Source organism: Streptomyces sp. WG7 (genome assembly GCF_049975785.1).
Lineage (GTDB): Bacteria > Actinomycetota > Actinomycetes > Streptomycetales > Streptomycetaceae > Streptomyces.
In genome coordinates, this window is record NZ_JBNGGE010000001.1 from 226,955 (window position 1) to 249,385 (window position 22,431).

Annotated in this window: 18 protein-coding genes and 1 tRNA gene; 14 read left to right on the forward strand and 5 right to left on the reverse strand. The window is 69.1% G+C overall.

Translation table 11 applies throughout. From position 1 onward, the window contains the following. Nucleotides 1-236: 236 nt before the first annotated feature. Complete coding sequence (locus ACP4J0_RS01005) at nucleotides 237-1,535, forward strand: M6 family metalloprotease domain-containing protein (protein WP_426596667.1); 1,299 nt, start codon at nucleotides 237-239, stop codon at nucleotides 1,533-1,535. A 264-nt stretch (nucleotides 1,536-1,799) separates the two neighbouring features. Next, the gene (locus ACP4J0_RS01010; RefSeq protein ID WP_426596668.1) at nucleotides 1,800-3,392 is read left to right on the forward strand and encodes an IclR family transcriptional regulator domain-containing protein; all 1,593 of its coding nucleotides are present in this window, start codon (nucleotides 1,800-1,802) and stop codon (nucleotides 3,390-3,392) included. Between the two features lie 95 nt (nucleotides 3,393-3,487). Here the strand turns inward: ACP4J0_RS01010 and ACP4J0_RS01015 are convergent, their stop codons facing one another. Then, entirely contained in the window at nucleotides 3,488-4,966 is a 1,479-nt protein-coding gene (locus ACP4J0_RS01015; RefSeq protein ID WP_426596669.1) for an esterase/lipase family protein, read from the reverse strand. A gap of 20 nt (nucleotides 4,967-4,986) precedes the next feature. On the opposite strand from ACP4J0_RS01015, the gene ACP4J0_RS01020 reads away from it, so the two are divergent. The 6 genes from ACP4J0_RS01020 (at nucleotide 4,987) to ACP4J0_RS01045 (ending at nucleotide 12,172) form a co-directional block, all read left to right on the forward strand. Beyond that, entirely contained in the window at nucleotides 4,987-7,146 is a 2,160-nt protein-coding gene (locus tag ACP4J0_RS01020) for a hypothetical protein (protein WP_426596670.1), read from the forward strand. Continuing rightward, on the forward strand, nucleotides 7,133-9,493 hold the full coding sequence (locus ACP4J0_RS01025) for a hypothetical protein (RefSeq protein ID WP_426596671.1): 2,361 nt from the start codon (nucleotides 7,133-7,135) through the stop codon (nucleotides 9,491-9,493). The genes ACP4J0_RS01020 and ACP4J0_RS01025 overlap by 14 nt, the downstream gene beginning before the upstream one ends. Before the next feature lie 289 nt (nucleotides 9,494-9,782). After that, a complete protein-coding gene (locus ACP4J0_RS01030) occupies nucleotides 9,783-10,469 on the forward strand; it encodes an RES family NAD+ phosphorylase (protein ID WP_426596672.1) in 687 nt (228 codons plus the stop codon). Nucleotides 10,470-10,730: 261 nt separating this feature from the next. Next, on the forward strand, nucleotides 10,731-10,922 hold the full coding sequence (locus ACP4J0_RS01035) for a hypothetical protein (protein ID WP_426596673.1): 192 nt from the start codon (nucleotides 10,731-10,733) through the stop codon (nucleotides 10,920-10,922). A gap of 222 nt (nucleotides 10,923-11,144) precedes the next feature. Then, entirely contained in the window at nucleotides 11,145-11,546 is a 402-nt protein-coding gene (locus tag ACP4J0_RS01040) for an XRE family transcriptional regulator (RefSeq protein ID WP_426596674.1), read from the forward strand. Between the two features lie 553 nt (nucleotides 11,547-12,099). After that, nucleotides 12,100-12,172 (forward strand) — tRNA-Arg (locus ACP4J0_RS01045). Between the two features lie 47 nt (nucleotides 12,173-12,219). Here ACP4J0_RS01045 and ACP4J0_RS01050 read toward each other — a convergent pair. Then, nucleotides 12,220-13,836 (reverse strand): site-specific integrase, encoded by a 1,617-nt coding sequence (locus tag ACP4J0_RS01050; protein ID WP_426596675.1) that lies wholly within the window; start codon nucleotides 13,834-13,836, stop codon nucleotides 12,220-12,222. Further along, on the reverse strand, nucleotides 13,833-14,519 hold the full coding sequence (locus ACP4J0_RS01055; protein WP_426596676.1) for a helix-turn-helix domain-containing protein: 687 nt from the start codon (nucleotides 14,517-14,519) through the stop codon (nucleotides 13,833-13,835). The genes ACP4J0_RS01050 and ACP4J0_RS01055 overlap by 4 nt, the downstream gene beginning before the upstream one ends. Before the next feature lie 96 nt (nucleotides 14,520-14,615). Here ACP4J0_RS01055 and ACP4J0_RS01060 point away from each other — a divergent pair, with 96 nt between their 5' ends. From ACP4J0_RS01060 to ACP4J0_RS01080, 5 genes are all read left to right on the forward strand, one after another. Beyond that, nucleotides 14,616-14,855, forward strand: a complete 240-nt coding sequence (locus tag ACP4J0_RS01060; RefSeq protein WP_386905781.1) for a hypothetical protein — start codon at nucleotides 14,616-14,618, stop codon at nucleotides 14,853-14,855. A 422-nt stretch (nucleotides 14,856-15,277) separates the two neighbouring features. Then, the gene (locus ACP4J0_RS01065; protein ID WP_426596677.1) at nucleotides 15,278-16,420 is read left to right on the forward strand and encodes a DUF3631 domain-containing protein; all 1,143 of its coding nucleotides are present in this window, start codon (nucleotides 15,278-15,280) and stop codon (nucleotides 16,418-16,420) included. Nucleotides 16,421-16,611: 191 nt separating this feature from the next. Next, entirely contained in the window at nucleotides 16,612-17,496 is an 885-nt protein-coding gene (locus tag ACP4J0_RS01070; protein WP_426596678.1) for a DUF2637 domain-containing protein, read from the forward strand. Between the two features lie 131 nt (nucleotides 17,497-17,627). Continuing rightward, the gene (mobC, locus tag ACP4J0_RS01075; protein ID WP_426596679.1) at nucleotides 17,628-18,272 is read left to right on the forward strand and encodes a plasmid mobilization relaxosome protein MobC; all 645 of its coding nucleotides are present in this window, start codon (nucleotides 17,628-17,630) and stop codon (nucleotides 18,270-18,272) included. After that, a complete protein-coding gene (locus tag ACP4J0_RS01080; protein WP_426596680.1) occupies nucleotides 18,269-19,972 on the forward strand; it encodes a relaxase/mobilization nuclease domain-containing protein in 1,704 nt (567 codons plus the stop codon). Before mobC ends, ACP4J0_RS01080 begins: the two co-directional genes overlap by 4 nt. 32 nt (nucleotides 19,973-20,004) lie before the next feature. Here the strand turns inward: ACP4J0_RS01080 and ACP4J0_RS01085 are convergent, their stop codons facing one another. Both ACP4J0_RS01085 and ACP4J0_RS01090 read right to left on the reverse strand, forming a co-directional pair. Then, the gene (locus ACP4J0_RS01085) at nucleotides 20,005-20,550 is read right to left on the reverse strand and encodes a flavoprotein (protein ID WP_386905791.1); all 546 of its coding nucleotides are present in this window, start codon (nucleotides 20,548-20,550) and stop codon (nucleotides 20,005-20,007) included. Continuing rightward, complete coding sequence (locus ACP4J0_RS01090; protein WP_426596681.1) at nucleotides 20,547-21,818, reverse strand: helix-turn-helix domain-containing protein; 1,272 nt, start codon at nucleotides 21,816-21,818, stop codon at nucleotides 20,547-20,549. Before ACP4J0_RS01090 ends, ACP4J0_RS01085 begins: the two co-directional genes overlap by 4 nt. Before the next feature lie 175 nt (nucleotides 21,819-21,993). On the opposite strand from ACP4J0_RS01090, the gene ACP4J0_RS01095 reads away from it, so the two are divergent. Continuing rightward, nucleotides 21,994-22,431: an ATP-binding protein gene (locus ACP4J0_RS01095; RefSeq protein WP_426596682.1), complete on the forward strand. Its 438-nt coding sequence runs from the start codon at nucleotides 21,994-21,996 to the stop codon at nucleotides 22,429-22,431.

Sequence of the window (22,431 nt, forward strand, 5' to 3'; positions counted from 1 at the left end):
GGACACAGGGCTAAACGGGGAAACGATCCCCGGCTATTTCCCGCACCCGCAGACATTCACCGTGACCTGCATCACACCCGCTCCCCTCCTGCCCGTCCGCGTCGTCCCCCGGTCGGCGGCTACCGGCGGGAAACCCACGATCGGCCTTTCCAGCGCGCGTCCGCCCACCCCTCGGCACAGGGTGATCGCAAGGGTGCAGCCGGTGTCCGGTGGCTGCCGTGGTCCGGGAGGTCTGCATGCAGCCGCAGTCGCAGGCGCAGCCGCCGAGCCGCCGGATACGCCCGCGCCGGCTGGCCGCGATCGCGACCGTCACCGTCGTGACCTTCGCGGTCAGCACCTCGGCGGGCACCGGCCGGCTCACGCCCAGCACCACGGCGTCGGGCCCCGGCCCGGCCGCCCTCTCCCGCTCCTCCGCACACGGCCCCTGCCTGATCAGCGGCGGCCCCGAGATCCAGATGTCCGAGGGCGTCCCGACCTCCGCCGGCTACGCCCGCTCCACCGGCACCGTCCGCGCCCTGACCCTGATGATCGACTTCTCGGACGCGCCCGGCGAGGGCAAGGCGCTCGACCGTTACGCCGAGTTCTTCCCGAAGACCGAGGAGTGGTTCCGCACCAGCTCCTACGGCCGCCTCGACTACCGTCCCGAAATCCCGATCCCCGACTGGCTGCGCATGCCGAAGCCGTTCGCCGAGTACGGCATAGAGCGCGGCGCCCCCTTCGACCCCGGCTACCGGAGCCTGGTCCAGGACCTGGTGGCGGCGGCCGACGCGAAGGTGGACTTCCGGTCGTACGACCTCATGAACGTGCTGGTCACACCGAACGCGGGCCCCTCCGCCCTGGACACGGTCCTGTCCGTCACCTTCGCCGGCAACACCGAGGCCCCGGTCGCCGACGGCGTCCCGGTGGCCAACGCGTCCTTCGTCTACTCCCGCCAGGACGACGGCTCCGGCTCCTACGACGAGACCGGCTACCGCGTCCTCCCCCACGAGAACGGCCACGTCTTCGGACTGCCGGACCTCTACACCCAGGAGGGCGGAGGGGCCGTCGGCCACTGGGACATCATGAGCGAGGACTGGGGCGCCAACAACGACCTCATCGGCTGGCACAAGTGGAAGCTGGGCTGGCTGGACCACTCCCAGGTGCACTGCGCGTCGGCGCCCGGGACGACGGAGTACACACTGACACCGCTGGCCCGCAAGGGCGGCGACAAACTGGTGGTCGTCCCCCTGGACGGCACGTCCGGCTACGCGGTCGAACTGCGCACGCGCGAGGGCAACGACGAGGTGGTGTGCCGGCCGGGCGTACTGGTCTACCGGATCGACGCGGACGTGGACACGGGAATGGGCCCGGTGACCGTGTTCGACTCCCGCCGGGACAGCGGCGGCTGCACCCGCAGCCCGAACATCCACGCCGAACTCTCGGACGCCGCCTTCACACCCGGCGAGACCTTCAAGGACCCGCGCCGGGGCATCACGATCGCGGTGTCGGGCGCGGACCTGAAGGGGGACCACCAGGTACGGGTCACCCGCAGGTGACCGCATGACGACCGGACCGGCAGCCGACGGGACCGCCGCACCGCCCGACCGGCCGTCCGCCCTCCTGCTCGCCCGGGATTACGGTAGGCCTGCCGCGACCGCCGTACCGGAGAGCCGATGCCCGCCAACCCCACGAACGACGCCGCCCACGCAGGGGCCGCCGCCACACCGGGCACCGGTACGCCCCACACCCCCGGTACACGGAAGGCGGTCCCACCGGCCGAGGCAGTGGCACCGGCCGAAACGGTGACACGTAGCGAAGCCATGGCACCGGCCGAAACGGTGACACGTAGCGAACCCGTGGCACCGTCCGAGGCCGTGACCCCGCTACTGCGCGGAATCGCCGTACTGCGGCGGCTGACCGAGGCGGACGGCGGCACCCTCAGCCTCAGCGGCCTGGAGAAGGCCACCGGACTGGCCCGCTCCACGATCGACCGCATCACAGCGACCCTCGCCCGCATGGGCTACGTCCGCCTGGACGGCCGCGACGTGACCCTCGCCCCCCACCTGACGGAACTGGGCAACGCCTACCTCGCCGCCCTCCGCCTCCCCGCCCTCCTCGCCTCCCGTGCCGACGCCCTGGCCGACGAGCTGGACGAGTCGGTCTCCCTGGCGGTCGGCGACCGCGACGGCATCCGATTCATCCACCAGGCCACCCGCCGACGCGCCATGTCCCTGAGCTTCCGCATCGGCGACCTCCTCCCCGCCGAACGCACCGCGCCGGGCCCGCTGTTCGCCACGGAGTGGACACCGGCCGACTGGCGCCACTGGCACGACCGCCGGGCGGCAGACCCCGAGGACCGCACCTTCCCCGCCGTACCCCCACGCGACCACACCACCCAGGCCCGGGACGAGGACTTCGAAGACCGCACGGCAGCCGCGGCGACCGACGGCTACTCCCTCGACGACCAGCTGATCGAACCGGGTCTGGTCGCGGTCTCGGCCCCCGTACGGGACCCGGGCACCGGCCGGATCGCGTGCGTGGCGAGCGTGGTGAGCCACACCAGCCGCCACACGGCCGAGGACCTGCGAACGACCCTCCTCCCCCGCCTCCACTCAACGGTGCGGTCGATGGAGAACGACCTGCGCACCGCCCCACCACCGGAGCCGGGCACCCCCCGCTCCGGCCTCGCCACCTGGACGGCCGCGTCGAAGCACGAACTGGGCCGGGACTTCGTCGAATCCCTGGCCCGCGGCCTGACCGTACTGACCGCCTTCGGCGAGGACCACCCGGCACTGACCCTCACGGACGTCGCGAAGGCGACGGGCCTCGCCCGGGCAACGGCACGCCGGGCCCTGATCACCCACGAGCACGCGGGCCTGGTGGCGGCCACCCCCGACCGGACCTTCACCCTCACCCCCCGAGTCCTCTCCCTCGGCTTCCCGCCCCTCTCCCGCACCTCCCTCCCCCAGATCGCCCAGCCCCACCTGACCGCCCTCGCCGACCGCGTCCACGAGTCGGCCTCGCTGGCCGTCCTGTCCGACTCGGGCGAGGAGATCCAGTACACGGCCCGGGCTTCCACCAGCCGCGTGATGAGCGCCCGCATCAGCGTCGGCACCCGCCTCCCGGCCCACGCGACCGCACTGGGCCGCGTCCTGCTCTCCCTCCCGGAGACACGCTCGCAGGGCTACGCCCTGGTCGACGAGGAACTGGAGGCCGGCCTGCGCTCCATCGCGGTCCCGGTACACGACCGCACGGGCCGCGTGGTGGCCGCGGTGAACGTCGCGATGCACGCCGCCCGCCGCACCGCAGCGGCCTGCGTGACGGACGTCCTCCCGCTCCTGGGGAAGACGGCAAGCCACATCGAGGCGGACCTACGAGTCGCGGGCCGCTTCCGCCCGATCCCCCTGACCTGACAAACCGACGCCCCCCACCCACCCCACCCGCCACACTGTCGGCGGTGGCACAACCACGCCACCACCGGTCTTCGCGCTCGACTGAGCGTGGGCTTCTATCCCACTTCCCGCATGGCGCCCGGCTCACTGGCCAGTACCAGTTGGGTGATGACGTGGCCGTCAATGGTGCGGACCGCGACACGGTACAAGCCTGGAACGCCGACGGTGGCCCTGGCCCTGATATGGCCGTCGCCCCAGTTCAATTTGAGGACCTGCGTGTTCCGGCCCGCGACGTCGGCCATTTCGCACCGGAGCCCTGCCAAGGAACCCACACCGCCGAGCGTGATGTTCCAAGGAGTTCCCACTTCCACCAGATCGGGGACGTCCAGCCCGCAGCCGGGCGCGCCCTGGGGCGGGCCGAGGTGTTCGTCGTCCCGCAGTATCTCCGCGACAGCCTTGAGCGCGACGCGATCGGAGGCAACGGCTCCATGCTGCAGCGGAAGTGGTGTGACAGCGGGTCCTACAGCCGCGGAATCCTTGTAGACGGTTCCGTCGCCTTTGACGTCATAAAACCTCAGGCTGCCACGCTGGTCGCGAATGAAGTCGCCACTGCTGTGCTGGCGAACACCATGGTGATGCGGGTGGGCGACGCCGTCACGGATGGTGAGACTCTGCATGGTGGCCTGGTTGGTGCCGGCCACGGCCCAGTGCCCGGGCAGGCTGACGTGGACTTGCTTCGCGTGGAAGGTATCCGCCGCCTGTGCGAGTTCGGCGTTACCGCCGATGCTTGTCACGTCGTCAGGGGTGAGGCGACGGACGTTGTTTCCCTCGATGAGGCAGGCGTACTGCGGCAGGAGGTCATGAAGGCCGGGCATCGTTGCTGAGATGGACTGCAGTTGCCGGTGCGGGAGCGGGACTGGGGCGCCGCGGCCGGTGCTGAGGATCGCGGTCGCCTTCACCGCGCCGTAGAAGGGCGTGCCAAGGGTGAGGACGGCGCGGGTGTCGTCGGCCAGGTCACTGTCGTACGCGGCGTCAAGGGCCGCCCTGGCAACTAGACCCCCCATGGAGTGGGCCACGAAGACGAGGCGTGCCGGCCGCTCGTCGACACGGCTGCGCCGGGCCTCGTCATGTGCGGAATGGAGGCGCCAGGTGGTCAGGTGGCGGCGGGCGGCCTCGGCCAAGAGGCGGCCGTTCACGGCGACGGGCAGGCGCCAGTCGTAGGCGAACTCCAGGATCGCGGCAGGATCGGCGACGCAGTCGCGGACAGTGCTGATCAGGTTGGTATAAGGCTCGAATCCCTGGAGGTACGGAGTCCAGGACGAGTGGCGCATCAGCTGAGTCGCCTCGACCCGGGTGGTCTTGCCTTCCAGTTCCTCCGGAGTCAGGCGCAGCGGCTCGAGCCCTCCGGGGCGGGTCCAAGCCCTCAGGAGCCATGACACACCGGACAGGCCCCAGATGGTCTTCCGGGCGACGGTGTCGTAGAGCTCACTACCCATGATGCCCGGGACGATGACGACAGCGTCCTGGGTAATGTCAGCAGTCACAGCCGCTGCGCCGGCGGAGGACTTCGCGGATTCTGACCCGTGGCGATGCATGGCTGTGAACAATAGAGAACATGCGGGGGGAGCACGGGGAGTTTGGCTTAGTCGAGCAAACCAACCCGTCAAGGGGTGCGGAGGGCGCGGCGCCGGCCGCCGGCTCACTGGTCATCGTGACAGTGGAGGACGAGGACCCCGAGTTCACCAAGGCCATCGAGGAACAGCTGTCGATCGTGACCGCATGGTGGGAACCCGGGCCGGCCCCGGGGGGAGGGTTCGTACAGACCGTCCTGCGCGCGCCGGAAGAACGTCACGACGTGGAGCGCTTCCTGTACACCTCCGGCATCCGGGAGGCGGCGGAAGACGAGCCGCTGGTCCTGTACATCACGTCACACGGCGCCGTCGGGACGTCCACCAGGCACTTCTTGCTCCTGCCAAGCACTGATACCGATCGGCTGCTGGCGACGGGCATGCCGACGAACGAGGTCGTCATCGCCGCTCTCGACTCGCGAGCCCGTCATGTACTGGTGATCGTCAACGCTTGTGAGGCGGAAGGCATCGACGCGGAGCTGAGGGCCCTGGCCCGTGACCTCGCCCGGCCCGGGACGCCGGGGAGGACGCTGAACGTGGTGGCGACGACAGCGACCCGTTCCCCGGTACTGGGCCGCGAGTTCGCCGTCGTCCTGCGCAGGGCCTTCGAGTGGCTTCAGGAAGCGGCCGGGATCGCCCGTCCGCACTTGTCGATCTCCGAGTTCATCCAGGCCCTGGAGCAGGCCACGGAGCGGCTCAACGAAGAACGGGGCCTCTCACTCGCGGGTCCTCGAACGGTCCTCCAGGGCAAGCTCGGCGCCCCGATCCCCACTCTGCCCAACCCCGGCTACCGACCCAAGCCACAGGTGGTCACCCGAGCCCGGGAGGAGGTCGCGGCCACGCCCGAGGAACTGGAGTACTGGCTGGACCGTGCCAGCGGCCGGTCCAGCAGCGACGATCCCGGCTGGTACTTCTCCGGCCGCCAGGAACTCAACCGCGAACTGACGAGCTTCGTCACCGGTCCTGCCAGCGTCCTCATCGTGACGGGCACCGCCGCAAGCGGGAAATCCGCGGTACTGGCCCGGGCGGTGACCCTCAGCGATTCCGCCTTCCGAGCGTCCCCCCGCTACGCGGAGGCAGTGAGCAGGGCACCGGCGGACAGCGTTCCGGACGAGGGATCCATCCACGTAGCGGTGTCCGCCCGGAACCGCCGACCGCTGAGTCTGATCGAAGCCATCGGTAGCCGACTGGGCTGTGAGCAGGACCGCTCCCAACCTGCGACAGATGCCCTGCGCCAATGGCAAGAAGGACTGCGCACGTTCTTCACGACTTCCCGGGAAGACACGGTCACGGTGGTCGTCGATGGCCTCGACGAATCCCCGGACGCTGTCGCCTGCGTCCGAGATGTTCTCGCGCCTCTCGCTGCCTACGCCGGTGAGCCTGACACCGCGAGCAGGATCTCCATTCCTGCGCAGGCCGCCGGCACTCCGGCGTCCGTAAGGCCCCCCGCTCACCGGGGTCTGCGCCTGGTGATCGGAGTCCGCAGTTCCAGCCCAGGCACCCCGGAAGCGGCCGCCGCCACCGGCGTGCGAGGGCTGTTGCGGGAACTCCTGGACGTCTTTCCCGCAGCGCGGGTGGTGCGTACGGATGGCGAGGGAACGCAGGCAGACATCGCCGCTTACGTCGCCGCCCTGTTGGCCGGGGCGGCTTGGTGCGACGACCCGACTGTGGTCACCTCGGCAGCGGAGCGCGTGGCGCGTCACGTGGGCCGGTCCTTCCTCGACGCGCGCTTGGCCTCCGAACAACTTCGCCGCGCCGACGGAGCCACGCTGCTCAGCGACCCGCGCTGGCTCTCACAGCTTGACCGGGGCACGGCGGGCCTGTTCGAGCAGGACCTCGACCAGGTCACCGATGAGGGACTGAACAGGGAGGAGGCACTCGCGCTGCTACGCGCCACCGCGTTCGGACTGGGCCGGGGGATTCCCTGGGCCCAGGTGTGGCCGGCCGTGGCCTCCGAGCTGCTGCAGGCCCGCCTCGCTCACGCCGACGACAAGATCCGGCGGCTCCTGGGAAGCCGGCTCGCTGGGTACCTCACGCACGACATCGAGGACGACCACATCGTGTATCGGCCCGCGCACGAGCAACTCGGAGTCATGCTGCGCCGGTGGCCCGAGGAGACGAGGAGGGCCTTGGATGAATTCGGATGACCGGCAGAGGGACCTCCGTGCCGCCGAGCAGCAGGCGCATGCGCGCATCGCGGCCGCACTGGCGCGTCTGGTCAGTCCTGATGCGGTGAGTGTTCCCCACCCCTATCTGAGCCGCTATTTGGCTCACCATGCCGCGCTCGGTGGGGCACTGGACGACAGCCACGTGCCACCCGGTCTGCTGCCGTGGGCCATCGGCGACGGGGTCCGGGGACTTCTCAGCCTCCCGCACGCGCTTCACGCGGACCGTGCGTGGCTCACCGCATGGGCTGCTGTCGAGCCCTACGTCCAGGACGCGGATCTCGCCTCCCGGTGCACCAGTCTGCATCTCGCCTACACGGCGTTGCGGTTTCCCGGTGTTCCTCGTCAGCGTCTCCCCCGGGAGGCCGCGGAATTCGCCGGCTCCCGACTGAGTGTCCTGTGGTCACAATGGACACCCCCGTCCAATGTGCTCGCGACGCTCAGCCGTCGCAGTCTGTCGCTGGCCACGGCCGAAGGACCTGGCGGCGCCGAACTGCTGGCCGTGGGCAATGAGGCGGGCAGCATCGAGCTGATCGACCCGGTTACCGGCGCACCCGTCGGGGACCGGATTCCCGCACACGACGGCGACGTACGGTGCCTGTTCTTCGCGGCGTACTCCTCCGGCGGTGGAGCGCTCGTCTCGGGCAGCACCGACGGCACGGTCCGTGTCTGGGACACGACCCGGGGAACGCTGCTCGACCACAGGACGTTCGGGGAGCGCACCTGGACCTCTGCCGTCACCGGATACCACGACGACGCGGGGACATTGACCGTCGCAGCGATCAACGGGGACGGCGCGGTGAAACTCTGGCGCGATCACTCGGAGGAACACCACCTGGCCACCCTGCGCCCTCACCCGTTGGAACGAGCCGCATTCGCGCTGACCCTGGCTGTCGGCCCCGGGGGACGGCAGCTGCTGGTCGGTGTCGGCCACACACTGAGCGTCTGGGACGGCGCAGACCATCGATTACTGCGCGAGTACCCCGTCGGCGCTCCCGTCAGGTCCCTGACCGACACCACAGTGCCCGGCTGGGTCGCCACCGGTCACAGTGATGGCTCCATCACGCTGTGGGACACCACCTCAGGGGCCCGGGCCACCTTCCCGGGGGAGGGAGAGCCTGTCACCGCCCTGGTGGCGCTCCACGTCGACGGCCTGGACCTACTCGCCGCAGCAGGCTCAGGATCAACGATCGACCTGTGGGACATGGGCGCCAGAAGGCGGACCGGTCGGCTCACCGGGCACACGGACACAGTGACCGCCCTGCGCTCGTTCTCGGCCGACGGTACCGACCGGCTCGCCTCCACGGCCCGGGACAACACCGTTCGGCTGTGGGACACAGGGGCCATTCACCGTGCGATTCGGGGCAGCGCCACAACCCCCGCCGTCGTAGCTGCGGCGATCACTGCGGACTCCGTTGCCGGACCGCAACTGGCGGTCAGTTACGCCACCTCACAGGCCCGGGTCTGGAACACTCTCAGCGGGTCGAGCACCGGCACGTTCGACGACGACTCGCAGCGTCCCTCCTCCGCCCTCTCCTGGGCACAGGGGGACCAAGGCCGGCATCTGCTCCTCTGGTCGGCTTCCGACCACAGCATCCGTTCCTGGGACCCGGTGCCCGGCACCGCTGTCGGCCCCCCTCTCCGGGGACACTCCCGGCCGATACGGGCCCTTGCCTCAACAGTGGCCTGCGGTGGCCGACGGGTGGTCATCAGCAGCGACGACTTCACAGTCCGGCTGTGGGACCTGGACGGAGGACGATCGCTCCAGCTGTGGCGACATCCCTACACAGTCCGAACGGTGGCCGCGGCGTCCGACGGAGTCGGCGCAGACTGGTTCGCTTCTGGTAGCGCTGACGGGGCCGTGCGCTTGTGGGACACCACAGACACGGCGCCCAGGCACGTTTTCTACTGTTCGCAGGGAATCATCAACGCCGTGGCCATCAACGCGGGCCCCTCCCCGTCGCCCCCTTTCCTTGCCAGTGGTGGAGATGACGGCACCGTGCGCCTGTGGGACCTTTCCGCCCTCGAGCCCATCGGCGAGCCCCTCCACGGGCACACGGATGCCGTCGAGGCCATCACCACCTGGACGACAACATCCGATGTCCCTCGTCCCTTCGTCGCCAGTTCCTCCCGGGACGGCACGATCCGGTTCTGGGAAGTGGCGACCACATCGCGCTGCATTCTGCAGTTGGCCACGGGAAGCCCTGTGCACACGCTGTCCGCGTATCCCTCTGGTGAATCCACCAACACGGTCGTCCTCGCCATGGCGGGAGAGGCCGGGGTCGCCGTTCTCGAGGTGGAATTGGAAGACCCGTCACCTACGGGTTAGGCCGTGCGCCCCCTTGATCCTTCGTGCGCCCCTCATGGGATCGGCGGGATCAGTCGCTCTCGCCCTCCCGGCAGCAGAAAATGATCGTTCGGCCGCGTTCAGACGCTTGTGCGTCCGTGGCGCGTGCCCGACACCCGTCACAACGCTGAGCGAGAGGCGGATGCCTTGAAGATGGAGCCCGGCTCTCCGCACGCAGTCGAGCACGCCTGCTCTTGCCTCACGTGCGGTGAGCGACCAGCCAGACCTGAGGACAACAGGCGCGAGTTCGGACCCGAGTGAGGAGCGGCCCATGAGCGAGTGCACACCGTTGGAGGTGCGTCTCATACCGGCACCGGAGCGCGGGGTGTGGCGCCTGGGAAAGGCCAAGAACCCACGCAAGTACAACAAGATCAGCCGGGAGGACGACAGCCGCTCGGGGGGCAACCGGTGGAGCCTGGTCAGCTACGGCACTCTGTACTGCGCCTCTGACCTCGACGGGTGCTTCGCCGAGGCGCTGGCGCCCTTCCGTGTGGATCCCGAACTGCGTGAGTTCATCGGCGACGACTGGGACGAGCCCTACTTCATGAGCCCCGGCAACCTTCCCCAGGACTGGCGCACCCGGCACACACTGGTGCGCTTACAGCCGGCCAAGGAAGCACGGTTCTTAGACGTCGACGACGAGCAGACGCTGCGCACGTTGTCGAGGGAGCTCAAGGACGAGTTGGCCCAGTTCGACATCACCGACCTGACCGCCGAACACGTTCAAGGCACGAACCGCAGGGTGACGCGCCAGATCGCCGCCTGGGCGATCGCACAACGCGACTCGCACCAGAGCCGGCTGATCCACGGGATCGCCTACCGCTCCCGCTTCGGGATGCGCCAGTGCTGGGCCATCTTCAGCGATGTCGACCTGGAAGAGGCGGAGAGGCAGCCCATCTGGCCAGAGACTGAGGGGCTGCGCAGAGTCGCTGAAGAGTACGGACTCACCATCCGCTGACGCTGCGGCTCACACTCCCCGTCCCCCACTCGCATCCACCTTCAAACCTCCAACACTCTCGTAGCCCGAACGGAGGAAAATCCCCGACCCGTACCTGACCCCTCAGACAACCAGAGCCAGAAAAGGCCCACGTCAGCGCCCCAACCACAGCTCAGCAACGAGGTCTTGATGAATGATCAGGCCGCAGAAGTTAGCGCAAAAGCGGTGGAGTTAGAGGTGGATTCTGGGTAGCCTTAACACATGAACTATTGCGGAGGGACCATGAACACAGTCGTCCACCAGTTACAAACAGCATCCATCGCCACGTCTGCGACCGCGCTGATATCTCGTGACGGCGCCCCGCAGGCCGGCCAGCCGAGCAACAGGCATCGCGACAAGCTGCTGCACAGCCTGCGCCCCCTCAGTCAGCCCAGCACCGGATCCGTCTCCGAGACCGGCATGCAGCGATGCTGACCACGGACGTTTAACGCCGTCATGAGCCGCAGAGGTCACGCTTCCCCGCGGATCCACTCATCAGAAGCGTCACATCAGCCAGCGGCGCCGAGCCCGCATCCGCACTCCATCGGACGTGTGGCAGGCCGAGTTGCCCGCAATCAAGTCCTGCGCCCGTTGCCTGACACGCGACCAGCCGGCCATCGGCCGAGCGGGCAGTCAGTCCACGAGGGAGGAAGTGTCATGGCCACCACAGCCAACAATCCTGCAGCCGCCAAGAGTGCCGCAAGCGCCGAGCGAGCCCACGTCACCACGGTACGCATGTCCATCGCGGACATCGCTCGTTTCCTGCAGGACAACCTCGGCCAGCGCCTGACCGCTCGGATCACCAACATCAACGATCCGCGACAGGTCGGCAAGTGGGCTTCGGGCGATTCAGCACCACGCCAGGAGGCCGAAGAGCGTCTTCGCGCGGCCCTGCAGGTGCTCCAACTCATCCAGGACGCCGAGAGCCTCTACACAGCACGTGCCTGGATGATCGGGATGAACCCCCAGCTCGAGGACGAAGCCCCTCTTACGGTGATCGCCGACGGGCGCTTCAAAGACGTCATGGTCGCGGCACGTGCTTACGTTGACGGCGGCTGACCACCTGCAGTTGGACACGCATGGCAGCGCGAAATCCTGTGCCGCTCCGCGCACGAGGCCGTGGGGCGGCACAGCCGCGCGTCGGCAAGAAAGCACAGCTCCTCGGCGCCGCCCGGCCGATCATCAGCTCCCAGAAGCTCCGGCCAAGGCGCTCGCGCAGCGTCCGCGTCCAGCAGCTCGACGAGACGCAGCCAGGCTACCGGCCCGGGAGTACGCCGCGAAAAGCCGACGGCGATCAAGCCGACACCCGTGACGACCTCGGCTCCACGTCGGCGACGGAACGGACGACCCGGGCCTCCGCTCCGCGCGACCCGAGACGAACACTAACCATCCCCGCACAGAAAACCGCAGGTCACACCCTTCGCAACACCCCACCCCCGTACTACACTCCTCCGCTCCGCCCCGATCCGCTACGCTGTTCACGTCAGCGGTCAGGTCGTGCAGGATGTCCGCCCGTCGCGAGCACCAGCGCACCCCCACTGACCAGCGGGCTTGTACGCCTCGGCTGAAGATCCACTCGCTGGGTGTTCTCCGCGGTTTTTCACAGGCCCCGGCCTTCGTAGCTCAGGGGATAGAGCACCGCTCTCCTAAAGCGGGTGTCGCAGGTTCGAATCCTGCCGGGGGCACAACGCGTTACCGCTCTGACCTGGGGTTTCTCCCCCAGGGAGGGGTCTTATTCGGCCTCGGACGTCTCGTCCGGGGCCGTCTGCGTGAGCGGTGCGTGAGCGGACGGGGAGTTGATCTCCCGCATGTCGCCCGACGGATCAGCATGATCCGGCACGGACTCTTCCGCCTTACGGGCCCGTGGCACGAGCCTGGCTGCGGCCTCGGCGATCGCGAGATCCGCCTCGGGGAGCAGGCTCGTGTACGTGTCCGCCGTGATAGTGATCGAAGAGTGGCCGAGCATCTCCTGGATGTCCTTCAGGTCGGCCCCGGCCGCGTGGGCCAGCGTCGCGGCACCGTGACGGAGGTCGTGGAGCCGGACCGGCGGGAGGTCGATCTCCTCGTACAGCTCGATGAACCGCCGGGTGACGTTGGCGGGGTGGAGCGTCTCGCCGTTCTCCTTGGTGAAGACGCGGCCGGTCTCCACCCAGGCGCTGCCCCATTCCGTGCGGTCCTTGTCCTGCTGGGCGCGGTGCCGTTTGAGGGCCTGGACCGTGTCGGAGTCGAGCGCGATGGTGCGTGCGCCGGCGTCGGTCTTGGGGTCGTCCTCGTACACCTCCCAGCCGTCTACGACGAGTTGCTTGGCGACGGTGATGAGACCGGCGTCCAGGTTGGTGTCGGTCCACTTCTGCCCGCACGCCTCGCCCCGTCGCAGCCCGCGGAAAGCGATCAGGTGGAACAGGGCGTACAGGCGGTCCTCCGCGGCGTGGTCGAGGAAGAGGCCGGTGTACTCCGGCGTCCAGACCATGACGGGTGAGGGCTTCTCGCCGGTGCGCTTCCAGTGGAGGATTCGCTCCTCGGTCCACACCAGTGCCTTGGGCCGCTTGCCCGCCTCCAAGTCGACGTGGGCCGCCGGGTTGAAGGTGATGAGCTGCTGGGCGATCGCGGCGTTCAGCGCGGCCCGCAGGGTGGAGCGGACGCGCTGGCGGGTAGCCGGGCCCACGATGCGACGGTAGGGCTCCATCTCCTCGATGGCCGCCTTCATCGCCTTACGGCGGGCACGGTGCTCCTGGCCCTTCCAGGGAATCTGGGCCAGATTCTCGAACGCCTTACGCCGTTCGGCGTTGCCTTCGGCGATCTCGACGTTGGCCTCGGCGATGGCCTCGAACATCTCCGAGAGGTGGGTGACCCGGAGGCGGTCGAGCCGCAGCTGCCCGATGCGCGGTTTCAGGTGGACCCTGATGTTGCTCTCGTCGCGGCTGATGGCGCTCTGCCGCCCCTTCTTGCCGGCCAGCCACGTGTCCAGCCATTCACCGACGGTGAGACGGCTGGTCAGGTCCAGGCCGTGGCTGAGGCGCCTGCGGGTCGCCTCGATGTCCGGCAGCGGCGCCTTTTCCACGGCCACCTTCTCCAGCAACTCGGCGATCTGGGCCAGGCCCTCGGCGTCGCCGGCTTCGGCGAGGCCGAGCAAGGCGCGGACGTGGTCGAGGTCGGCTTGGGCGGCCTTGAGGCTGTCGTAGCCGGCGCGGCTGAAGGAGCGGCGGGTGCCGTCCTCGCGGGGCGGGAGCTCCTGGCGTATGGAGTACGAGCCGTGCTTGCGGCTGGAGAGCTTGGGGCACTTCTTGCCGAGCGGCTTGCCGGTGTGGGGGTCGCGGCAGTAGCAGCGGCGGTGCGTGGAGCCCTTCAAAGGCGTTCCTCCGGGATGGTGTCGGTATCGGGTTCGGATGGGTCGACGTCGCCCAGCGCGGGTGGCAGATCCGGTGGGGTGGCCCCCTCCTCGCGTAGGTCGCGGCGAAGGTGACGGAGCCTGTACTTGGCAGAGACGGCCTGGTCGGCGTACTTGACCCGCTGGCGCTCGGCCTCTTCCTTCTCGGCGCGGCTGGTGGCTGCCTTGGTCGCGAACCGTGCCCGTTCTTCCTCTTCGAGCGCGGCGATAGCGGTCCGGACGAGGCTGGCGTGCAGTTCGAAGTCGGGGACCAGGCCCACGTCGTAGCCAGGCACGTCCTCCTCACCGGTGAAGCGGCGCAGAGCCTCCCAGGTGGGCACGAGGTGCTGGAACGGCAGTTCTTGGGTCTTCTCGACGTAGCCGACCGGGAAGATCAGGCAGACCGGGTACGTGTCCAGTGCCGCCGCCAGGACCATTACGTCCACCAACGGCAGGTTGGCCCGGCGCCCGGACTCCATGTTCGCGATCACGTTGCGCGGGATGGGATGCCCGAGCTCCTCGCACCGCTCCGCCAGCTCCTGCGCGCTCCATCCCATCTCCTTCCTTCTGCGCCGCACCTCGCCGGCCACGTTGGCCTTGATCCGATCCACCCACTCGGGGACGTCGTCCTCGTCACTTCCATCATCGAAACCGTGCTGTGTCATGAAGACACATTAACTTCGCCATCCTGGTTTGTAGACGCCTGGAGCCGGATGTGATGACCACGTTCGCCGAGGGCTGCATGGAAAGGGGCGCACTATATGCGCGAAGAAACGATGGCCGGACGGCCGAAGGACTCGAAAGGGATGAGCCGAGAGGAGATGCTCGCCCTCCCCGTGGCGGTTGACCTGGACACGAGCAACCGGGCGCTGGGACTCGGCCGGAGCAAGGGGTACGAGCTGGCGAAGCGGGGCGCCTACCCGTGCAAGGTGCTACGGCTGGGCAACGCCTATCGGGTGGTGACCGCAGACCTGTTGGAGCTGCTAGGTCTGGCGGCGTGAAGTCACGGGAGCGTAGCAGACGGTTCTGCGCTGAGCTGACACAGAAACGCTGGACTGTTGCCGGGGGCGGACGTACTGTCCGTGTTCCCTCGGGGAACGAAGCGGGTGTCCCGTCTCGGGACACAACGGGTGTCCCGTCTCGGGACACAGCGAGCCTCCGGCGCGGCAACGCCGGAGGCTCGGGAATCCCCGTCGCACGAATCCAACGAACGATCCGCGCCGCTGGGCCTGCATGCCCGGCGCCGCAGAAGAGGAACCGCCCAGTGCAACCTGAGAACCCCGCGCACTATTCCGCACCCGTGACCGCCGCCTGGCCGCAGGTCGCCGTTCCCGGCCGACCTGGTGACCAGACAGCCGGAGCCGCCGCACCCGTCGAGGACGCACCGGATGCCGCTTCGGCCGATCGGCCTACCAAGGAGGAAGTGCCACAGCCCGAAACGACCGTCGGATCGGCGCTACTGGACGAACTGCGTGCGCAGGTAGCGAAGTTCGTGATCCTGCCCTCACAGGAGGCGTTGGACGCGGTCACGTTGTGGGTGGCAGCCAGCCACGTGCAACCCGCTCTGCAGCACGCGCCCCGTCTGGCGATCGTCGGGCCGGCGAAACGGTGCGGCAAGTCCCGCCTCCTGGATGTGATCACCGAGACGGTGCACGAGCCGCTGATCACCGTGAACACCAGTCCGGCAGTAGTCTTCCGCGCCATCGGTGACGACCCGCCCACGCTGCTGGTGGACGAAGCCGACACGATCTTCGGCAGCATCAAGGCCGCAGAGAAGAACGAGGAACTGCGCGGTCTGCTCAACGCCGGCCATCAGCGCAACCGGCCCGCCCTGCGGATCTCCGGCCCCGAACACAAACCGCAGGCATTCCCCACCTTCGCCATGGCCGCGCTCGCCGGAATCGGTGACCTGCCGGACACGGTCATGGACCGGGCGGTGGTGATCCGCATGCAGCGCCGCAAGAACGGGGAGCGGGTGGAACAGTTCCGCTCCCGCCGGGACATCCCCGCACTGCACGACCTGCGCGACCGGCTTGCCGCCTGGCTGCGTCCTCTGATGGACACCGCGGCAGACCTGGTACCGCACATGCCGGTCGAGGACCGGGCGGCGGACACCTGGGAGCCGCTGGTGATCGTCGCGGAACTGGCCGATGGCACGTGGCCCGAGCAGGCGCGCGCCGCCTGCGTGGCCATGTGTGCGGCCGAGGCGGGCAAGGACGAGGAGTCGAACCTGAAGACTCGCCTGCTGCAGGACATCCGCCGTGCCTTCGCACGCTGCGGAGACCCCGACATCATGCGCACCCGCGACCTGCTGGACGAACTCCTCAAGGACCAGGAGGCTCCCTGGGCGGAGTACGGCACGGCCGGCCTGGGCCCACGCCACCTGGGGATCCTGCTGAAGGACTTCGACATCAAGGCGGCCACCCACCGCTTCGAGGGCGGCCGGCAGGCCAAGGGCTTCGCCCGCCTGCGCTTCGCCGACAGTTGGGCCCGCTACTGCCCCGAGGAGCCGACCCCCAAGGGCGGCGACGAGAGCGCCGCTTCCCGTCCGGGCCTGCACCCGTAAAGACTCGTCGCACTCGTCGCGTCGCAGGTCAGCCCCGCGACGAGTGTCGTTGCCGTGACGAGTCCACTCGTATCACGGCAGCCTTCCGTACCTGCCTGACCAGGCATGCGACGAGTGCGACGAGACCCCGCCCCCTCCCAGCAGCCTCAGCCCGTGCCCATCGCACCCTCTCCCCGCCTGGAGTCCCCCGCTTGCCTTCACGCACCCTCCCGACGCCCGTGCCGGTCCTGACCGCGGCGATCCGCCTCGGAGTCGCCCTGGTCGGCACCATCGGCTTCGCCCTCTCCTACGACGCCCTGCGGCAGATGGCCGTCGCCATCCACGTCCGCGGGCTGCTCACGTACGCCTTCCCGCTGGTGATCGACGGCTTCATCGCCATAGGCGTTGCCGCCCTGCTGATCCTGCGCACCGCGCCGTGGCGCTCCCGGCTGTACGTCTGGGCGCTCGTCGGCCTCGCCACCGTCACCAGCATCTGGGCCAACGCCCTGCATGCCGTCCGCCTCAACCAGGAGGCCCGTACCGCTGCGCTCCACCTGGACGACGTCACCGTCGGTGCCCTTTCCGCCATCGCCCCACTCGCTCTGGCCGGCGCCGTCCATCTCGACCTCGTCATCCGCCGCCACCCCAGCCACGCCCAGGAGGCCACCGCCCCAACGAGCCACAAGATGTCCGACCACAGCCACAACCACACCGGTGGCCCCGAGCAGCCTGCATCCGCCGAAGTCCGCACCGGCTTGCCGGAGCAGGCAGAGAGCGTGCCCGACGTGGCCGAGCACACGGATTCGGTGGCCAAGATGGCCGACGTGCCGCAGCCCCGGAAGCTGTTCGCCAATGCAGAAGGCGACGGCGAGAACGGCGCCACCTTCGACGAACTCCTCGTCGTCGCTCGCACCGCACCACTGGGACGCGGAGACCGCGCTTCGCGCCGCAACATAGAGGCGGCCATCCGATCCGCTGGACACCGCATCGGCAAGGACCGCCTGACCCAGATCAAGGACCAAGTCCAGGCCGAACTCGACCAGGCCGCCCGTCAGCGGCAGACCGAGCCCGACAAGACACCGGCCCGTCCCCTCTAGGGACACCGTCGCCGCGCGCTCATCACCTCGCGTTCGACTCCCTCCCGCGTGTCCCCATGCAGCCCAGCACGGGGACAAGCAGGGGGCGACCAGCTATCCACCCCCCTCAACGCCGCACGGAGAACCTCTCGATGTACGACCCGGACCGCGAACTCCCCACCAGCCAGTACGGCGCAACCCCCGCCGTCACCCAGCCAGCAAGGTATGCCGTTGGACCGTCCAAGGGCCGGTCCAACGCGAACACCTCCGCCCCGGGGGTGACGAAGGAGCTCGGGCGCCAGGGGGCACCCGAGGAGGAGCAGCGCGCCGAGGCCGAGGCCGTCGTCCTGCCGCGCGCGGCCGAAGCCGCCGCCCTGCACCGCATCGCCCGTCGCCGCAAGCGCAAAGACACCCAGCGCAAGGAACGCGTCGACGTGCGGTACAGCGTGGAAGAGAAGAGCGCCATCCTCGCCAAGGCTCGATCGCTCAACATCGCCGGCGCCCACTACGTCGGCGCCGTCGTCATGGCCCACATACACGGCGACCTCGCCCTCCCGGGCCAGCGCACCCCGCTGGACGACTACATCGATGAGCTGACCGCCCTGCGCCAGCAGGTTGCCAAGATCGGCAGCAACGCCAACCAGATCGCCCGGAAGCTCAACTCCGGCGGCCATCCACACCCTGGGGATACCACCACCCTCGCCCAGACCGAACGCACCCTGGGCGCGGTCCGCACTGCCATCAGCGAGATCGCCGCAGCTACGAACCAGACCGTCACCAACAAGGCCGCCCGGTGATCGCCAAGATCAGCAGCGGCAAGGACACGGCTGGCCTGATCCGCTACCTGTTCGACACCAAGAAGGCCAAAGACCACACCGACCCCCACCTCGTCACCTCCTGGGACGGCTTCGCCCCCGACCCCGGCCGCGCGGACGACTTCACCGCCACAAGGAAGCTCCTCGTGGCCGACCTCGACCTGCGCGTCAAGCAAGCACGCCGGCTCGGCCGAGCACCCGAGCGGCACGTCTGGCACTGCTCCCTCCGCGCCGCCACAACCGACCGCCACCTCAGCGACGAGGAGTGGGCCGACATCGCCCACCGCGTTGTGGCGGCCACCGGCATCGCGCCACAAGGCGACCCGGACGGCTGCCGCTGGGTCGCCGTCCGTCACGCACCCGACCACATCCACATCGCCGCCACCAAGGTCCGCGGCGACCTGCGCACCGCACGCCACTGGAACGACTACCTCACCGCCGACCGCGAACTCGCAGCGATCGAGAAGGAGTACGGACTCCACCAGGTCGTGCGCGGTGACCGCACCGCCGCCAAGCGGCCCACCCGGGCCGAGCAGGAGAAGGCCCACCGCCGAGGCCGGCAGAAGACCTCACGCGAACGGCTGCGCACCACCGTCCGTCAACTGGTGTCCGTCGCCACCAGCCCCGAAGAGTTCTTCCACCTGCTCGCCGACGTCGACGACGTGCGCGTCGACGTCCAGCGCTTTCCCTCCGGGGACGTACGCGGCTACAAGGTCGCCGTGGAAGGCGACACCAACGCCGCAGGAGAGCCGGTCTGGTTCTCCGGCTCCGCACTCGCTCCCGACCTGTCCTTCCCCAAGATCGCGGAACGTCTCACCGGCATCACCGCCCCATCAGTCAACGAAGCGGGCGGCCGACGCAGGCCGAACCCGTGGCACCAGGCCACCGCAGCGGCCGAACGCATCCCCCACCACCTCGACCAGAGCGACGACACGGCCGCCCAGGCACACATCGCGGCCTTCGCCGAGGCACTCGACGCCCTGCCACTGCTCGCCCCCAGCCACCTGCGAGCACAGCTTCTGCAGGCCGCCGCCGCCTTCGAACGCGCCTCCCGCTCCCGCATCCAGGCCGACCAGGATCAGGCACGCGCCCTGCGCAGCGCGGTACGCGCGCTGCGTACCGCACCGGTCGCCGGCGACGCGAGCGGGCTGGCGACGTTCCTCGACGTCGCTGTCCTGGTCGTCATCGCCGCAGCCCACTGGCTCCGGGCCCGTCGGCACGACCAACAGGTCGTCGCCGCCCAACAGGCTCTGACCTACCTCCGGGTGGCCTACGAGCACGCCGCAGCTCAACCACTGGCCGCCCTGGCTCAGCACAAGCTACCCACCCACACCGTGGAACGCCATGCCCAGCACATACGAGCCGTCCTGCCCGACTACGCCGAGCAGATCTTCGGCGACGCCGCCTGGCCTGCACTGGCCGCCACTCTCACCCATGCCGAGACGGCCGGCCACGACACCCGCCAGCTCCTCCGGCACGCCGCCGACCAACGCACACTGGACGGTGCACGCTCCACCGCCAGGACCCTCACGTGGCGCATCCAACGCCTTTCCCAAAGGCACGCGCCCAGCGAGCGAGCCCGTGCGGCGCTGGCCCGAAGCGCAGCACCGCGCTCTGCTGCTCCCGTCCAGACGGCAACGGCCACTGCGGTCCCACCATCGCCACAGTTGCGGCGGCGATAACGACGGCCCTGAGCATCGAGGACCGTGCCGTCCTACCTCATTTCGGGTGCCAGCAGTTCCAGGGCTTCCTCCCATCGGAAACGATCCGCCGCGCCGCCGGCCTTCGGCCGATGTGGTTCGCAGGAGCCGATCAGGACACCCATCGCCCGCAGCCGGTCCAGGCTCTGCTGGTAGGCGGGGTGGGCGGCCTGAGCGGAGTTCAGGTAGGGCAGTGCCACGGTCGGGATGCCCATGCCGTACGCCTCGCACAGGATGCCCAGGGCAAGGGTGTCGGAAATCCCTGCGGCCCATTTGTTGATCGTGTTGAAGGAGACGGGGGCGACCGCGATGGCATCCGCAGGCGGTAGCGGGCGGGGGTCCCCCGGCGAACGCCAGGCTGAGCGGATCGGGTACCCGGTCTGTGCCTCGACCGCCGTCGTGTCGATGAAGCCGAGGCCCTGCGGTGTCGCGATGACACCGACGTCCCAATTCGCCTCCTGGGCGGCCGTGATCAGCTTGCCGACATCAGGGGCAACACCCGCCGCGCAGACGACGACATACAAAAAGGGCTTCTTGTCCGGGACGGTCGGTTCGGTCACGCGGGGACTCCCAGTTGGCGGCTGAAGCGGTGCAGTTCCGGCAGGGTACGACGGCGGTCCCGGGCGGCCATGTCGGCGACCAGGTTACGGACGTCGGGACGGCGGATGTCCTGGGCGGCGCAGGTCTCGGCGATGCGCAGAGCCTGGTAGCCGTCGGCGAGGCGGCCCTGCTGGCTGTAGGCGCGAGCCGCCTCCACCCACAGAGCGGCGCGCCGCTCGGGGACCGGGATGTGCCGGCGCATGAGGGGGCGGGCAGCTTGGAGGGCGAGGCCGGCGTCGCCGAACGCCACCAGGGCGCTGAGTTCGTGAAGGGCGACGTTGGTCGGGCTGAAGGTGACCCATGCGTCGGACCGGTCCAAGGTGACGTACCGGGAGACTTCCTTGGCCTCGGTGAGGAATTCCTTCGTGGCCGCGCGGTCACCGCGACTGCTGGCCGCGGTCACACCGCGCAGGAGCAGCAGTCCGACGGCGGCGAGGTACTTCGGTGAACGCCGGTCGTAGGAGCCGGTGAGCTGGTCGGCGGTGTGCCGGACCAGAGTGACGGCCTCGGTGGCGTGCTTCTCGCGGACCAGGACATGGGCCTGGACACGGACGCTGGAGGCGAGGACCACCGGGTCGCCTGAACGTTCGGCTTCTGCCATCGCCCGGCCGACGGCGAGCCATGCATTGCCCTGGTCGTGCTGTTTGAGCAGCAGACTCGTCGTCGTCTGGTACGCCGTGGCCAGGAGCCGGGACACCATGTCCCTGTCCGTCGCATCGCCGGCGGCCATCCGCAGGTCGGCGATCAGGCTCGGGAGGCAACGCTCCAGCTCTGTGTAGTGGCAGGTGTGGAAAAGCCTGAGTGCTGATCCGACGCGTTCGTACAGGACAGCCGTGTCCTGTGGGCCATCGGCGCCCGCAGGGCCGGGCCCGGGCAGGAGGGCCTGGACGAGGGCGGTGTGCGAGGTCGTAGAGCCGGCCGGGGCCGCGAGCGCTGCGATGCTCGCGGCGAGGAAGGTGCGGCGGTGCATGTCGTCAGCTTCTTGATCGGTGGTGGGGAGGTTCTGAGCGGGGGCGAGTCCCAACTCGTCGGGCGGGATGCCAAGTTCCTGCGCGACGGCGCGTAGTACGCGAATGTCCTCCGTGCCGCGACCGCTCTCCAGACGGCTCACCTTGGACTGGTGATACCCGAGCGCTGCGGCCACACCGCGCTGTGAACGCCGCTGTAACACCCGCGCCCGACGGATCCGTTCTCCGATCCGTCTCGCTTCCCCATGCGCGTCGGCCATCTGCCACGGCTCCTTCCACCGTCGCTGATCCTGCCTGCCCGATCGAGCATAGGTCAGCCGTAGTTGGCGGTGATGCAGCTCCTGCATAAGTCATGCAGCGCCCACGCCAGGGCTCACCACTCACGGCGACGGGCTGGTTGCTTGGTGTGGCCACACCTACACCGGGAGGCCGTGCATGGAAGCGCACCAGTTCACTTTCTCCGTCCCCGCAACGCCCGCCGCAGCGTCCACCGCCCGCCATCGGGCCGTGTACGCGATAGCGCTTTGGGACGAGGGGCTGGGCACGGAGGTGGTGCGCACCGCCGAACTCGTGATCAGCGAGCTTGTCACCAACGCGGTGCAGTACGCCGGCACCCGCTCAGTCTCGCTCACGGTCCGCCTCGACGTGGACGTCCTGCGGATCGAGGTCTGCGACGCGAGCCCGGTGCTGCCCCAGCCGGGTCTGCCGGATGCGGACAGCGAGGGCGGTCGGGGCCTGTTCCTCGTCGCCGCTCTCAGCGACCGGTACCACGCCGAGCCGATGGAAAACGGCAAGCGGTGCTGGGCCGAGATCGACCTGACCACCAGACCCAACCAGGAAATCGCCCATCCTCTCCCTCTGCAAAGGAGTTGA

Excerpts from the sequence above, each read along its gene's own strand:
- ACP4J0_RS01005 (WP_426596667.1), top strand. The coding sequence starts at position 237 with ATGCAGCCGCAGTCGCAGGCGCAGCCGCCGAGCCGCCGGATACGCCCG.
- ACP4J0_RS01010 (WP_426596668.1), top strand. The coding sequence starts at position 1,800 with ATGGCACCGGCCGAAACGGTGACACGTAGCGAACCCGTGGCACCGTCC.
- ACP4J0_RS01015 (WP_426596669.1), bottom strand. The coding sequence starts at position 4,966 with ATGCATCGCCACGGGTCAGAATCCGCGAAGTCCTCCGCCGGCGCAGCG.
- ACP4J0_RS01020 (WP_426596670.1), top strand. The coding sequence starts at position 4,987 with ATGCGGGGGGAGCACGGGGAGTTTGGCTTAGTCGAGCAAACCAACCCG.
- ACP4J0_RS01025 (WP_426596671.1), top strand. The coding sequence starts at position 7,133 with ATGAATTCGGATGACCGGCAGAGGGACCTCCGTGCCGCCGAGCAGCAG.
- ACP4J0_RS01030 (WP_426596672.1), top strand. The coding sequence starts at position 9,783 with ATGAGCGAGTGCACACCGTTGGAGGTGCGTCTCATACCGGCACCGGAG.
- ACP4J0_RS01035 (WP_426596673.1), top strand. The coding sequence starts at position 10,731 with ATGAACACAGTCGTCCACCAGTTACAAACAGCATCCATCGCCACGTCT.
- ACP4J0_RS01040 (WP_426596674.1), top strand. The coding sequence starts at position 11,145 with ATGGCCACCACAGCCAACAATCCTGCAGCCGCCAAGAGTGCCGCAAGC.
- ACP4J0_RS01055 (WP_426596676.1), bottom strand. The coding sequence starts at position 14,519 with ATGACACAGCACGGTTTCGATGATGGAAGTGACGAGGACGACGTCCCC.
- ACP4J0_RS01060 (WP_386905781.1), top strand. The coding sequence starts at position 14,616 with ATGCGCGAAGAAACGATGGCCGGACGGCCGAAGGACTCGAAAGGGATG.
- mobC (WP_426596679.1), top strand. The coding sequence starts at position 17,628 with ATGTACGACCCGGACCGCGAACTCCCCACCAGCCAGTACGGCGCAACC.
- ACP4J0_RS01090 (WP_426596681.1), bottom strand. The coding sequence starts at position 21,818 with ATGGCCGACGCGCATGGGGAAGCGAGACGGATCGGAGAACGGATCCGT.
- ACP4J0_RS01095 (WP_426596682.1), top strand. The coding sequence starts at position 21,994 with ATGGAAGCGCACCAGTTCACTTTCTCCGTCCCCGCAACGCCCGCCGCA.